The organism is Deinococcus sp. NW-56, from assembly GCF_002953415.1.
Lineage (GTDB): Bacteria > Deinococcota > Deinococci > Deinococcales > Deinococcaceae > Deinococcus.
The window spans coordinates 1,271,559-1,284,155 of record NZ_CP026516.1 but is presented as its reverse complement, the minus strand read 5'-3'; the positions used below and the strand labels follow the sequence as shown (position 1 = coordinate 1,284,155).

Below are 12,597 nucleotides of genomic sequence, written 5' to 3'. Positions count from 1 at the left end.
TCCTTTTTTGCCCTGTTGTCTTCACGGACGCGGTTCTGGGGCGGGGCTTCTCTCTATGCTGGGCCGCATGACCTTCGACCTGACGGGGAAAACGATGCTGGTGACGGGCGCGACCGGGGGCATCGGCAAGGAGACGGCGCGGGAGCTGGCGCGGATGGGGGCGCGGGTCTTCGTCGTGGGGCGGAGCGCACAGAAGACGGCGGACGCGGCGCGGGAGGTCGGCGCGGCGGGACACCTCGTGGCGGACCTGTCGGAGATGGCGCAGGTGCGCCGGGCCGCCGCCGAGTTCCGGGAGCGCGAGGGGCGGCTGGACGTGCTGGTGAACAACGCCGGGGCCTTCTACGCCGAGCGCCAGGAAACGCGCGAGGGGATCGAGATGACGTGGGCGCTGAACCACCTCGCCGCCTTCCTGCTGACGCGGGAACTGCTGCCGTTGCTGCGCGAGTCACGGCACGGGCGGGTGGTCACGGTGTCCTCGGCGGCGCACGCGCAGGGGCGGATTCGCTGGGACGACCCGGAGTTCCGGCGCGGGTACCGGGGGTGGGCGGCGTACTCGCAGAGCAAGCTCGCCAACGTGCTGTTCGCCCGCGAACTCGCCCGCCGCGAGCCGGGGCTGCTGAGCAACAGCCTGCATCCGGGGCTGGTCCGCAGCGGCTTCGCGCACAACAACGGGGGCCTGATCGACGTGGTGTGGGGGCTGGTGGACCGCTTCGGCATCACGCCCGAGGAGGGGGCGCAGACGAGCATTCGCCTGGCCGCCGACCCCTCGCTGCTGGTGAGCGGGCGCTATTTCAGCAACGAGCGGGTGGCGAAAGAAGCGCCCCAGGGACGCGACGACGAGGCGGCGACGCGGCTGTGGGCGCTGAGCGAGGAGTACGTGGGGGGGTGAGGGGCCGGGAGTCTCCCCCCCCCGCCCCCTACCACACGGCGATGTGGCCGTCCGTTCGGCTCTCGGTGCCGCCCTCCAGCACGCCGGTTTCCGGATTGCGCCAGATGATCTGGCCGCGGCCGAAGGAGCCGGGGTCAAACTGGACGCGCAGGTCGTGGCCCCGTGCGAGGAGGCCGCGGGCAGCCACAGCGCCGAGTTCGGGTTCGACCTCCACCGAGCGGCCCTGGAGCCACTGCCAGCGCGGGGCGTCGAGGGCCTGCTGGGGGTTCATGCCATAGCGGACGGTGTTCAGCACGACCTGCAGGTGCCCCTGCGGCTGCATGAAGCCGCCCATCACGCCGAAGGGGCCGACCGGGGTGCCGTCCGTGCGCCCCAGGAAGCCGGGGATGATGGTGTGGTAGGGCCGCTTGCCGGGGGCGAGAGCGTTGGGGTGTCCCGGCTGGAGGCTGAAGTTGTGCCCCCGGTTGTGCAGGCCGATGCCGGTACCGGGCACAACCACGCCCGAGCCGAAGCCCATGTAGTTGCTCTGGATCAGGCTGACCATGCTGCCCTCTGAGTCGGCAGTGGCGAGGTACACGGTGCCGCCCACGCTCGGCGCGGGGGTGGAGGGGTCGTGGGCGGTGTCCCCAAGGTGGGTGCGGTGGGTGGTCACGTTGCCCTCTCCGAGGAGTTGCTCCAGGTCCACCGGGCTGTGGCGGGGGTCGCACACGAAGGCGTGGGCGTCCGCGAAGCCGCGCTTCATCGCCTCAATCTGGAGGTGCAGCCCGGCGGGGTCGTCCCGGCGCTCCGGCAGGTCCAGCCCGTTCAGGACGTTCAGGGCGATCAGCGCAGCGATGCCCTGGCCGTTGGGCGGAATCTCGTAGATGCGGTGGCCGCCGTAGTCGGTGTGAATGGGCGTGACCCACTCGGAGCGGTGCTCGGCGAGGTCGCTGCCGCGCAGGAGGCCGCCGGTGGCCTGGGCATGGGCGTCGATCCGCTCGGCCAGTTCGCCCTCGTAGAAGGCCGCGCCGTTCGTCGCCCCGATGAGTTCCAGGGTGCGGGCGTGGCCCTCGCTGCGCCACAGGGCGCCGGGGGCAGGGGTAAAGCCGTCCGGGGCGAAGACGCGGAACCATTCCTCCATGACCGGGAGGTTCAGGCGGCGGTAGATGCGGGTGGCCCGCGCCCAGCTCGCGGCGAGGACGGGCGAGAGGGGGTAGCCCTCGCGGGCCAGGGCCACGGCCGGGGCGAGCACGTCTGCGAAGGGGAGGCGGCCGAAGCGGGCGTGCAGGTCGGCCCAGCCGCGCACGCCGCCGGGGACCGTCACGGGCGTCCAGCCGTGGCGGGGCATCTCGCCGCCGTGGCGCTCGGCGAGGGCATCCAGGCTCAGGGCGGCGGGGGCGGCGCCGCTGGCGTTCAGGGCGTGTAGCTCGCCGCCTTCCCATACCAGCGCGAACAGGTCGCCGCCGATGCCGTTGCTGGTGGGCTCCACGACCGTGAGGGCGGCGGCGGTGCCGATGGCGGCGTCGACCGCGTTGCCGCCCCGCTGCAACAGGCTCTGGCCCACCTGCGCGGCGAGGGGCTGGCTGGTCGCCACCATGCCCCGGCGGGCGTACACCGGGCGGCGCACGGTGGGGAATTCAGGTTGAAAGGTCACGGGAGACAGGCTACGGCAAAAGGAAAGCCCCGGTCGCGGGAACCGGGGCGGGAAGCTGGAGTGACCCTCAGCGGGCGAGTGCCTCTTCGAGGTCGGCCGGGGTGATGGGCAGGGCCTGCGCCCCCACGCGGGTGGCGGCGAGCGCTCCGGCAGCGTTGGCCGTGCGGGCGGCCTGCCGCAGGGGCTGGCCGGTCAGGACCGCGTGGGCAAAGGCGGCGGTGAAGGTGTCGCCCGCGCCTGTCGAGTCCACGACCTGTCCCTGGGGGCGCACGGCGTCGACGAGTTCGGTCTCGGTGGGCGTCCAGACGATGCTGCCCATCTTGCCGACCTTGACGACCACCTGCCGCGCCCCGGCCTCGCCGAGCTGCGCGAGCGCCGCGCTGATGCTGGTCGTGTCGGTCAGGGCCAGGAGTTCATGCTGGTTGAGGGTAAGGTAGTCGGCCCCGATCACGTTCTCGATCAGGTCGGTGCCCACCTTGTTCACGGCCCCGGTGCCCAGGTCAATAAAGACGGGGACGGGCTTTTTGGCCTTCTGGGCCGTCTCGATGGCCTTCAGTGCGTACTCGCGCTGCGGGCCTTCGGTGAGGCTATAGGCGCTGACGATCAGGGCGTCGCTGCCCTCGATGTCCTTTTTCTTGAGCCTCGCGGGGTCGAGCTGGCGGTTGGCGGCGCCGTGGCTGAGCATGGCCCGCTGGCCGCCCTTCGTCTGCATCACCGTGATGGTGCTGGTGAGGTGTTCGGGGTCCTGCTGGATGGCGCTCTGGGACACGCCGCTCTCGCGCACGCTCGCCAGGGCGTACTCGGCGAAGGGGTCCTGGCCCACGCGGGCGGCCAGCGTCACGTTGTGGCCCAGGCGAGCCAGGGTCACGCTGATGGTGCCGCCTGCGCCCCCCGGCTTCATGGTGGCGCGGGTGGGGACGACTTCCTCGCCGGGGGCGGGCAGGTGATCGAGGTGGTAGAGGTGATCGACGGTTACGTCACCGATGACATAGAACTTCACGGAAAAACCTCCGGGTCACGCCGGGTGGGGAGAGCGGCCCTCTTGAACAGCGCGGACCTGCCGGACAGACCTCAGGGCAGGGCCGCAGGAAAGCGGAGTTGGCGTGTGAAACGCGGTTCCTACCGTACCACGCCCAGGGCGGTCGCGGCGGCCCGCAGGGTGCCGAGCGGCACGTCCTCGGCCCGCACGTCGGGGCGCAGCCCGGCCGCTTCCAGGGCCGCGTCGATGCCGGGCGCCGGGTACCCGGCCAGCCGCAGGTTGTTGCGCAGGGTCTTGCGGCGGTGGTGCAGGGCGGCCTCCACGAAGGCCAGGAAGGCGGGCTCGGGCGCGGGCCGCTCGCGGTCGAAGTCGAGGCGAATCACGCTGCTCGTCACGTCGGGGGCGGGGAAAAAAGCCCCCTTGGGCACGTCGCGGACATGGCGCACGGTGCCGTGCAGGGCGGCCAGGGCACTCAGGAAGCCGTAGTTGTCCTCGCCGGGGTGGGCGGCGAGGCGCCCGCCCACCTCCTTCTGCACCAGCACGGTCGCGGAGAGGACATTCGGCGCCCCCATGAAGCGCGAGAGCAGCACCCCGGTGATGTAGTAGGGCAGGTTGGCGATCACGCGGGTGCCGGGGGGCAGCGAGGCGTAGTCGAAGTCGAGGGCGTCGCCCCAGACCACCTCCACGCCTTGCCCGGCGAGCGTCTCGGTGAGGACGGGGCGCAGGCGTTCGTCCTTTTCCAGCGCTGTGACGCGGGCGCCGCGCGTGGCGACCTCGCGGGTCAGTACGCCGAGGCCGGGGCCGACCTCCAGCACGGGCACGCCGGGCGCGGCGCCGCCCGCTTCCGCGATGGCCCGCAGGATGTTGCCGTCGATTAAAAAGTTCTGGCCGAGGCTCTTGGTGGGTTTCAACCCATGCCGGGCCAGCAGCTCGCGCACGCGGGCCGGGGAGTAGAGGGGCAGGTCGGTGGGGGGGCAGGGGGGTCGGTCATGGGAGGGGGGCTGAGAAGCGGATCAGTATACTCCGGCCATGAGCGCCGCCGAGCTGCCGGACACCGCCGTCAAGTCCCCTCCCGACTGGCGGGAGTTCGCCCGCACGGGCGAGTGGCGGCGGGCGCTGGCGGCGGCGCGGCTCTCGGGGCAGGCCGAGGTCGCGGGCATGCTGGAAGCGGTGTGCGGAGTGCAGGACCATGTACGGGCGCGGCGGCTGGTGCTGGCGCGGCGAGCCCTGAGTGGGCTGAAGACCCGGCTGGAGGACAGCCCCTCGCCGGGAGAAGCGGCCCGGCTGCGCGGACTGGTGGACGTGGAGGGGCTGGAGGCCGCGCTGGGAGCGCTGGAATCGCAGCGGCAGGGCCGCGAGGCGGAGACGGAGCCGCAGGCCCTCGCCGCGCAGCTTGCCCCAGCGCTGGCGCACCCGCTGACGCGCTCGGAGGGGCTGAACGCGCTGGGGGTGCTGCATGCCCTGCGGGGCGAGGGCGAGGAGGCCCGCGAGCAGTTCGGCGCGGCCCTCGCGCACGACGCGGGGCACTACCGGGCGGGGACCAATCTGGGCAACCTCGACCTGGAAGAAGGGCGGCCCGCCGACGCCGAGGCCCGTTACCGCGAGGTGATCCGGTTGCAGCCCGACTACGACGGGGCGCACCACAACCTCGGGGTGGCGCTGCGGCGGCAGGGGCGGCTCGCGGAGTCGGTGGCGTCCATTCGCCGGGCGCAGCGCCTGAGCCTGAAGGGGTCGCAGCGCGAGAGCCGCGAGGAGGCGCGGGCCGGGCTGGGGCGGCTGGGGGGCGGGGCAGCGGGCGCGGGGTGGCTGCGCTGGGGCCTGCTGGGGGGCGGGGCGCTGCTGCTGTTCGGCCTCCTGCGCGGCTTCGGGGGATGACAGACCTCGTTTTTCTGCCCGCCGGGGTCGCGGCGCTGGACGCGCGGCTGGAGGCGGCGGGCCTGCTGGACCCCGCGATGGAGGAAGTGGGGCGTGCAGTCGCGCAGGCAGCGGGGGAGCTGGCTGGAGGTGGCCCGGTCCTGCTCCTCGCCGGGAGCGGGGCGAACGGCGGGGACGCGCTGGTGGCCGCGCGGTACCTGGCGGGGTGGGGGGCGCAGGTGCGGGTGCTCGCTGCCCCGCCCCGGCACGTCCTGACTCGGCTGAACCGGGAGCGGCTCGCGGCCTTTGGGGTGGAGGTGGGGGCGTTGACGCCGGAAGCTGTGGGGCGAGAGGCGCGGGGGGCGGCGGTGCTCGTGGACGGGCTGCTGGGGACGGGCTTTCAGCCGCCGCTGCGGGCGGAGTTGGCGGCGATTGTGGGGGCGGTCCACGCGGCGCGGGGGACGGGGACGCGAGTAATCGCCATCGACCTGCCGTCGGGGCTGGACGCGACCTCGGCGGTGCCGCCCGGCGAGAGCGTGTGGGCGGACGTGACGGTCGCCCCGGTGGGCCTCAAGCCCGCGCTGTTGTTCGGGGAGGCGGCGGCGCGGGTGGGTGAGGTGCGAATCGTCCCTCTCGCGTTGCCGCCGGGCTGGGCGGCGGGCGAGGCGCTGGCGACCCGGCCGGACGACGCGGCGGTGGCGGCCCTCCTCCCGGTGCGGCGGGCGGACGCGCACAAGGGCACCGCCGGGGACGTATGGATCGTGGGCGGCGCTCCGGGGATGGTGGGGGCCGCCGCGCTCGCGGGGCTGGGGGCGCTGCGGGCGGGAGCGGGACGGGTGACGGTGCATTCGGGCGCCGAGGTGCCCCTCGTCACGCCGGAGCTGATGGTGCGGCGGCATGACGACCCGGCCGGGTGGCTGGCGGGAACCGGGGAGCGGCCGGACGCGGTGGCGGTGGGGATGGGCCTGGGATTGGGGGCGGCGGGGCTGGCGCGAACGGTGCTGGGGTGGGGCCTCCCCACCGTGCTCGACGCGGACGCGCTTCAGCCGGAGTTGGCGGGCGCCGGGCATGACCGCTGCGTCTGGACCCCCCACCCCGGCGAGGCGGCGCGGCTGCTGGGGGTGGGGACGGGTGAGGTGACACGCGATCCGCTGACGGCAGCGCGGACCTTGCAGGAGCACTTCGGCGGCGTGGTCGTCCTCAAGGGCGGCCCCAGCGTGATCGCGCACCCCGGCGGGCGGTGGGTGGGCCGGGGCGGGCATCCCGGCATGGCGAGCGCAGGGATGGGCGACACGCTCTCGGGGGTGATCGCGGCGTTGCTAGGCCAGGGCCTCCCGGCCGCCGAGGCCGCCCTGGCCGGGGTGAGGCTGCATGCCCGCGCGGGCGAACGGGCGGGCATGCAGCACGGGTACGGGCTGACGGCGACCGACGTGTCCGCCCAATTGGGGGGGGCGTGGCTCGACCTCGCGGGGGGCGGGGGCGCCCGGTGTTAACCTGAGCCTCATACATGCAGGGACTTCTCTCCGATCTGCCCCTGTTGGGGATTCTGGAACTGGTGCACACCACCCGGCAGACCGGCGTGCTGGACGTGAAAACCGGGGTGCCTTTCACGGTGGCCTTTGCGGGCGGCGAGATCGTGGGGGGCGGCATCCTCGACTGGCTAGGCACCGACGCGATTCAGGCCGCGCCGCTGCTGCCGGGTGAGGGCAGCTTCGAGTTCGCCCCGCGGGCGGTGGAGGGAACGGTGCTGGGACCCTACGAGCATTTCACGACCGACTGGGCGCGGGCCTCCGACGAGTGGGCGCAGCTGTGCGGGGTGATCGGCAGCCCCAGCCGGGTGTTCCGGGGCGAGCGGCCCCTGTTCGGGGGCGAGGAGGGGGCCAGCGTGCGGACGGTGGCCCGTCAGACGGGGCGGCCCCTGTTCGACGTGGCGCAGGAGGCGGCCGCCGCGGTGGAGGCGGGGCAGCTCTCCCCCACCGGGCGGTTCGCGTGGTTCGGCCTGCGGCTGCTCGCGGGCACCCGGCGCATCGGCACCTCGGCGATCGCGGACGCGCTGGACGGCGAGCGCACCCTGGGCGACCTGACCGGGATGGGGCACTCGGCCCAGGACCTGCGGGCCTACCTGCTGAACGAGGTCCGCGCGGGCCTGCGCTTTCCGGGCAGCGGCTGGGTGCTGCGTGACCTGATCTGGGAAGGGGAGCATCTGGGGTAGGTTTCCCGCAGGAGAAGGGGCGGACACACCGGCTGCGCGTCCGCCCCTTCTCCTGACTGCGGCTTACAGCTCGGTGGGCACGGGCGTGGGCCGCTCGCCGGAGCGCCGGGCGGGCATGGTGAGGTTGGGCATCATCAGGGTGGCGAGCAGGGCCAGCACCACCAGACCGATGGAGGCGCGGTAGATGCCCGCGACCGTCTCGGCGAAGGCGACCCGGGTGGCGCGGACGCTGGCGAGGGCGACCGCCTCGCCGTCGTTCAGGCCGCGCAGGGCGGCGGCCAGGGCCTGCGCCTCGGCCTGACGGGCGGCGGTGGGAAGGGCGGCTTCCAGGCCCTGACGCAGTCCGGCCACGGTTCCGGCGCGGGCCTGCGGGCTGGCGAGGGCGGTGACGGGAATCCCGGCGAGGCGCTCCCGCAGCTCGGCGGGCAGCCGCTCGTCGGCGGCGAGGGCGGCCACGCGGGCGGGATCGCCGCTCTGCACGGCGGCCGTCAGCTCGGCTTCCGTCTGGGCGAAGGCCCCCCGCACCCCCGCCGCTACGCCCCCGGCGGGCACGTCGGCGAGGCGTGCCCTGGCCTCGGCGGGGAGGGCCGGGTCGGCCTGAATCGCGGCGAGGGCTGCGCGGTCCCCGGTCTCGATCGCGCGGGTCGCGTTCTGGCGCAGGGCCGCGAAGTCCTCACGAATCTGCTCGGGGGTGCGGGGGGTGGCCGAGCGGTCCTGGCCCGCGTTCCCGTTCCCCCCGCGCACCTGCTCGGCGATCTGGCGCAGGGTGGTCCCCACCGTGCCCTGCGCGGCGGCGGCCTGCGCGGAGAACTGGGTTGCCAGGTTCGCGCTCAGGCCCGCCGTGAGCAGCGCTCCGAAGACGGCGGTGCCGATGGTGCTGCCCATCTGCTGGAAAAACTGCCCCGAACTCGTCGCCACGCCGATCTCCCAGGGCTTCACCGAGAGTTGCAGGGCGGTGGTGTAGAGGGGCAGCGTCGGCCCCAGGCCCAGGCCCAGCAGGACCATCCGCAGCACCACGCCCGAGTACGGGGTGTCGGCGGTCAGGGTGCTGAGGCTGTAAAAGCCCAGCGCCGCCACCGCCAGCCCGCCCAGCATGAGCGGCTTGTAACGCCCGATGCGGCTGGCGACCTGCCCCGAGCCGACCGCGCCGATGATCAACCCCACGGTGAGCGGAATGGTCGCGGTTCCGGCGGCCGTCGCGCTGACCCCCTGCACCTGCACGAGGTAGAGGCTCAGGAAGAGGATCGCCCCCAGAAAGGCCGCCCCGATCAGGAAGCGGGCGACCGCGCCCCAGGCGAAGGTGGGGTTGCGAAAGAAGCCCGGCGGCAGAATCGGGTTGGGGTGCCGGGCCTGCGAGAGCAGAAACAGGATCAGGGCGGTGGCGCTCAGGGCGAACAGCCCCAGCACCTGCGGGCTGCCCCACGCGTAGACGGCGTCCGCGCCCCAGGTCAGCGCGAGCAGCAGCGGCACGGTAAAGAGCAGGATCAGGAAGGCCCCCAGCCAGTCCACCCGGCCGGTCAGGCCGCTGGCGAGCCGGGGCATGCGGGTGGCGATAAAGGCGAGGGCGACGAGGCCGATCGGCAGGTTCACGTAAAACACCCAGCGCCAGGAGACCTGATCGGTCGGGAAGCCGCCCAGCAGCGGGCCGATCACGCTGCTCAGGCCGAAGACGGCCCCGAACAGGCCCTGGTAGCGCGGGCGGTCGATCGGCTCGAACAGGTCCGCCACGATGGCGAAGGCGACCGACCCCAGGGCCGCTGCGCCGATGCCCTGCACGGCGCGGAAGACCACGAACTGCTCCATCCCGCCGCCGAACAGCGATCCGAAGAAGGGTTCCCCCGACAGGCCGCACAGGGCCGAGCCGATCAGGAAGACCACGATGCCGAACATCAGGACGGGTTTGCGCCCGTAGAGGTCCGAGAGCTTGCCGTAGATGGGGACCAGCGCCGTGTTCGTCAGGAGGTAGGCGGTGGTGACCCAGGTGTAGAGGTTCAGCCCGCCGAGGTCCGAGACGATGCGCGGCAGGGCCGTGGCGACGATGGTCTGGTCGAGCGCACTCAGAAAGAGGCCCAGCAGCACGCCGAAGAGAATCAGGCGCTTGGTGGGCAGGTCGAGGGTCTGCGCGTAGTTGATGGGGGTGGGGGGCGTCGGGGTGGTCATGGGGTCTCCTGAGGGCCAGAGGGGGGAGTCGGGCCAGCGGTGATCTCCGCGATCAGGGCCTGCACCGCGTCGGCGGCCGCGCGCAGGACCGGCGGGCGCACAGGCTGGAAGGCGGCGGCGTAGGCTCCCACGAACCGCGCGTCCATGCGCGAGACGACCGCGAGGCCCGCCGCCGTGGGGGCGACGAACTTCTCGCGGCGGTTCTCCGGGTTCTCCCGGCGCTCGGCCAGCCCCCGGCGCACCAGCCGCTCGACGAGGTGGCTCGTCGCGGGGAGGCTCAGGCGGGTGTGGGCGGCGAGCGCACTCACGGTCAGGGGCGCTCCGGCCCGCAGCCCGTGCAGGGCCGTCATCTGCGCGAAGGTGAGGTCGTGGTCTTGCAGGCCGCCCTGCATGCCGCGCAGCACCTCGGTGCCGATCAGGCGGTGCAGCTCGCGCATGGCCCGGGTCAGCCGGGCGGTGTCGTCCGGGGCGGGAGGGGCATTTGCCTGGGTGGGATCCGTCATGCTTCCAAGCTTGGAAAGGTTGAGAGCTTGAGACGGTAGGCGGGCTTGCAGTTGGCAAAGGACAGGGGCGGCCCCCACCGGAGAGCCGCCCCGCAGGGAGGATGGGGTCAGGACCGCAGGTCGGACAGGCCCTCCCCCCCGCCTTCGTCCTCGAATTCCAGTTCGATGCGGGCGCGGCAGTGCGGGCAGGTCACCACGCTGACGGCGCTGCCGTCCCCGGCCTCCAGGGTGGGCGAGGCGGCGAGCAGTTCCTCGGTCACGTCGAATTCCTCGCCGCAGGCCGGGCACACGGTCAGGATGCCGAGCAGTTCCAGCTCAAAGTCCTCGCCGCCGCCGTTGCGGGTGACTTCCATCTCGGCGTGGCAGGAGTCGCACACGATCACGTCGCCGGGGTGCAGCTCGGCGCGGTCCTCGTCGGTGAGTTCCAGCACCTCCGCGCACACCGGGCAGTCGATTTCCAGGGTCGCCATGCCCCCAGTGTACGGGTCAGGGGGTCCGGGCCAGGGTCGCAGTCGCGTGGGGGACGGCCACCCTATCCTGAACGCATGATTCGACTCGATGAAACGCCCCTTCCCGGCGTGGGCGTGCGGCACGATTTCGATGGGCGCTACGGCAAGCGCGTGGGCGTGATCACCCACCGCGACGGACGGCGCGAGATTTTCGTCTCCCGCCGTGACGACCCCGACGCCTGCGCCCAGAGCATCGTGCTGAGCGAGGAGGAGGCCGAGGCGGTCGCCGACCTGCTGGGCGGCTCGACCATCACCCGGCACGTCTCCAAGCTCACGCAGGAGGTCGAGGGACTGGCGATGGACTGGGTGCCGGTCTCGGGGATCAGCCCCTACGCCGGGCACCCGCTGGGCGACACCATGATGCGCACCCGCACGGGCGCGAGCATCGTGGCGGTGATGCGCGACGGGCAGGCGATTCCGGCGCCCGGCCCCGACTTTCCGCTGCGGGCGGGGGACACGGTGGTCGTCGTGGGGACGCCGGGCGGGGTGGTGCGGGCCGCGCGGCTGCTGGGCGGCGGCGAATGACCGCCCCGGCCCCCCGCCCCCACCCGCGAGGTGGCCCCATGTCGCTCGCTGAACTGTTTCTGGAACTCGGCGCGGTCATCCTCGCGCTGGCCTTCGTGGGCCGGGCGGCGGGGCGGCTGGGCATCACGCCCATCCCGCTGTACCTGATCGCGGGCATCGGGCTGGGGGCCTTCGTGCACCTGGGCGACGCGCCGGAGGAGTTCATCCACATCGGCGCGGAGATCGGCGCGGTGCTGCTGCTGTTCACGCTGGGGCTGGAGTACACCAGCGCGGAACTGCGGAGCAACCTCGCGGCCAACCGGCAGGTGGGGCTGCTCGACCTCGCGCTGAACTTCACGCCGGGGCTGCTCGCCGGGCTGGTGCTGGGGTTCTCGCCGCTCGCCGCCGCCCTGCTGGGGGGCGTGACCTACCTGAGTTCCAGCGGAATCGCCTCCAAAGTGCTCTCCGACCTGGGGCGGCTGGGCAACCGCGAGACGCCCGTCGTGCTGGCGGTGTGCGTGCTGGAGGACGTGGCGATGGCCGTCTACCTCCCGGTGATGGCCGCCCTGCTGATCGGGGGCACGCTGGCGGCGGTGGGGGTGAACCTGCTCGTCGCGCTGGCGGCCTTCGCGCTGGCGTTTTTCCTGGCCCTGAAATACGGGGACCTGTTCAGTCGCCTGATCAACGTGCAGAGCAACGAGGCGCTGCTGCTCAGCGTGTTCGGGCTGGTGCTGCTGATCGCGGGCCTGGCCGACATGCTGAAGGTGTCGGCGGCGATCGGGGCCTTTCTGGTCGGGATCGCCCTCTCCGGCGAGGTGGCCGACCGCACCCGGCACCTGATCGAACCGCTGCGCGACCTGTTCGCGGCGGTCTTTTTCGTGTTCTTCGGGCTGCAACTCGACCTGGGGAGCGTGCCGGACGTGCTGCTTCCGGCGGCGGTGCTCGCGGTGGTCACCAGCCTCACCAAGTTTTACACGGGGTGGTACGGCGCGGCCCGCGCAGGTGTGCAGACGCGGGGGCGGGTGCGGGCGGGGGCCACCCTGATTCCGCGCGGCGAGTTCAGCATCCTGATCGCGGGGCTGGGGCTGGCGCTCGCGCCCAAACTGGGACCACTCGCGGCGGTGTACGTGCTGATGACCGCGTTCCTGGGACCGATCCTGGCCCGCTTCGACGCCCAGCTCGCGCCGCTGCTCGACCGCCGCTTGCGGTTGGCCGGGGTTCCGGCGGCGGGGGTTCCAACCGAAGCGGCGTCACGGCCACCGCTGGCCGAGACGCGGGAGCCGCGCACGGACTGACGCTGCAGAAAGAGCGGCCCCCAGGAACATTCCCCAGGGGCCGCCTTTCGTTGAGTGCC

General features: G+C 73.1%; 12 protein-coding genes. 6 read left to right on the top strand and 6 right to left on the bottom strand.

Annotated elements, in window-relative coordinates; translation table 11 throughout:
- Positions 1–67 precede the first annotated feature (67 nt).
- Positions 68–889 (top strand): SDR family oxidoreductase, encoded by an 822-nt coding sequence (locus C3K08_RS06455; RefSeq protein WP_234009200.1) that lies wholly within the window; start codon positions 68–70, stop codon positions 887–889.
- Positions 890–917: 28 nt separating this feature from the next.
- Here C3K08_RS06455 and C3K08_RS06450 read toward each other — a convergent pair whose 3' ends face one another.
- From C3K08_RS06450 to rsmA, 3 genes are all read right to left on the bottom strand, one after another.
- Positions 918–2,465, bottom strand: a complete 1,548-nt coding sequence (locus C3K08_RS06450; protein ID WP_199777029.1) for a gamma-glutamyltransferase family protein — start codon at positions 2,463–2,465, stop codon at positions 918–920.
- Positions 2,466–2,589: 124 nt separating this feature from the next.
- A complete protein-coding gene (locus C3K08_RS06445; RefSeq protein WP_104990557.1) occupies positions 2,590–3,522 on the bottom strand; it encodes a carbohydrate kinase family protein in 933 nt (310 codons plus the stop codon).
- Positions 3,523–3,641: 119 nt separating this feature from the next.
- Positions 3,642–4,439: a 16S rRNA (adenine(1518)-N(6)/adenine(1519)-N(6))-dimethyltransferase RsmA gene (gene rsmA / locus C3K08_RS06440; protein WP_234009199.1), complete on the bottom strand. Its 798-nt coding sequence runs from the start codon at positions 4,437–4,439 to the stop codon at positions 3,642–3,644.
- Positions 4,440–4,530: 91 nt separating this feature from the next.
- Between rsmA and C3K08_RS06435 the strand changes: the two genes are divergently transcribed.
- Genes C3K08_RS06435 through C3K08_RS06425 form a run of 3 tightly spaced genes read left to right on the top strand, consistent with a single transcriptional unit; the run spans position 4,531 to position 7,567 of the window.
- A complete protein-coding gene (locus tag C3K08_RS06435) occupies positions 4,531–5,376 on the top strand; it encodes a tetratricopeptide repeat protein (protein WP_104990555.1) in 846 nt (281 codons plus the stop codon).
- Positions 5,373–6,848, top strand: coding sequence for an NAD(P)H-hydrate dehydratase (locus tag C3K08_RS06430; protein ID WP_104990554.1), 1,476 nt, complete (start codon positions 5,373–5,375; stop codon positions 6,846–6,848). Before C3K08_RS06435 ends, C3K08_RS06430 begins: the two co-directional genes overlap by 4 nt.
- Positions 6,849–6,862: 14 nt before the next feature.
- Complete coding sequence (locus tag C3K08_RS06425) at positions 6,863–7,567, top strand: DUF4388 domain-containing protein (RefSeq protein WP_104990553.1); 705 nt, start codon at positions 6,863–6,865, stop codon at positions 7,565–7,567.
- A 63-nt stretch (positions 7,568–7,630) separates the two neighbouring features.
- Here C3K08_RS06425 and C3K08_RS06420 read toward each other — a convergent pair whose 3' ends face one another.
- From C3K08_RS06420 to C3K08_RS06410, 3 genes are all read right to left on the bottom strand, one after another.
- Positions 7,631–9,727: an MDR family MFS transporter gene (locus C3K08_RS06420; protein WP_104990552.1), complete on the bottom strand. Its 2,097-nt coding sequence runs from the start codon at positions 9,725–9,727 to the stop codon at positions 7,631–7,633.
- Positions 9,724–10,230, bottom strand: a complete 507-nt coding sequence (locus tag C3K08_RS06415) for a MarR family winged helix-turn-helix transcriptional regulator (protein ID WP_104990551.1) — start codon at positions 10,228–10,230, stop codon at positions 9,724–9,726. Before C3K08_RS06415 ends, C3K08_RS06420 begins: the two co-directional genes overlap by 4 nt.
- A gap of 107 nt (positions 10,231–10,337) precedes the next feature.
- A complete protein-coding gene (locus C3K08_RS06410; protein ID WP_199777007.1) occupies positions 10,338–10,700 on the bottom strand; it encodes a hypothetical protein in 363 nt (120 codons plus the stop codon).
- Positions 10,701–10,775: 75 nt separating this feature from the next.
- On the opposite strand from C3K08_RS06410, the gene C3K08_RS06405 reads away from it, so the two are divergent.
- Both C3K08_RS06405 and C3K08_RS06400 read left to right on the top strand, forming a co-directional pair.
- Positions 10,776–11,264 (top strand): cation:proton antiporter regulatory subunit, encoded by a 489-nt coding sequence (locus C3K08_RS06405; RefSeq protein ID WP_104990550.1) that lies wholly within the window; start codon positions 10,776–10,778, stop codon positions 11,262–11,264.
- Positions 11,265–11,302: 38 nt separating this feature from the next.
- Positions 11,303–12,538, top strand: a complete 1,236-nt coding sequence (locus tag C3K08_RS06400; RefSeq protein ID WP_104990549.1) for a cation:proton antiporter — start codon at positions 11,303–11,305, stop codon at positions 12,536–12,538.
- Positions 12,539–12,597 lie beyond the last annotated feature (59 nt).

Bases quoted from the DNA above. Each gene is read 5' to 3' on its own strand.
- C3K08_RS06450 (WP_199777029.1), bottom strand. From the start codon at position 2,465: ATGGTGGCGACCAGCCAGCCCCTCGCCGCGCAGGTGGGCCAGAGCCTG.
- C3K08_RS06455 (WP_234009200.1), top strand. From the start codon at position 68: ATGACCTTCGACCTGACGGGGAAAACGATGCTGGTGACGGGCGCGACC.
- C3K08_RS06410 (WP_199777007.1), bottom strand. From the start codon at position 10,700: ATGGCGACCCTGGAAATCGACTGCCCGGTGTGCGCGGAGGTGCTGGAA.
- C3K08_RS06400 (WP_104990549.1), top strand. From the start codon at position 11,303: ATGTCGCTCGCTGAACTGTTTCTGGAACTCGGCGCGGTCATCCTCGCG.
- C3K08_RS06435 (WP_104990555.1), top strand. From the start codon at position 4,531: ATGAGCGCCGCCGAGCTGCCGGACACCGCCGTCAAGTCCCCTCCCGAC.
- C3K08_RS06415 (WP_104990551.1), bottom strand. From the start codon at position 10,230: ATGACGGATCCCACCCAGGCAAATGCCCCTCCCGCCCCGGACGACACC.
- C3K08_RS06430 (WP_104990554.1), top strand. From the start codon at position 5,373: ATGACAGACCTCGTTTTTCTGCCCGCCGGGGTCGCGGCGCTGGACGCG.
- C3K08_RS06425 (WP_104990553.1), top strand. From the start codon at position 6,863: ATGCAGGGACTTCTCTCCGATCTGCCCCTGTTGGGGATTCTGGAACTG.
- C3K08_RS06420 (WP_104990552.1), bottom strand. From the start codon at position 9,727: ATGACCACCCCGACGCCCCCCACCCCCATCAACTACGCGCAGACCCTC.
- C3K08_RS06405 (WP_104990550.1), top strand. From the start codon at position 10,776: ATGATTCGACTCGATGAAACGCCCCTTCCCGGCGTGGGCGTGCGGCAC.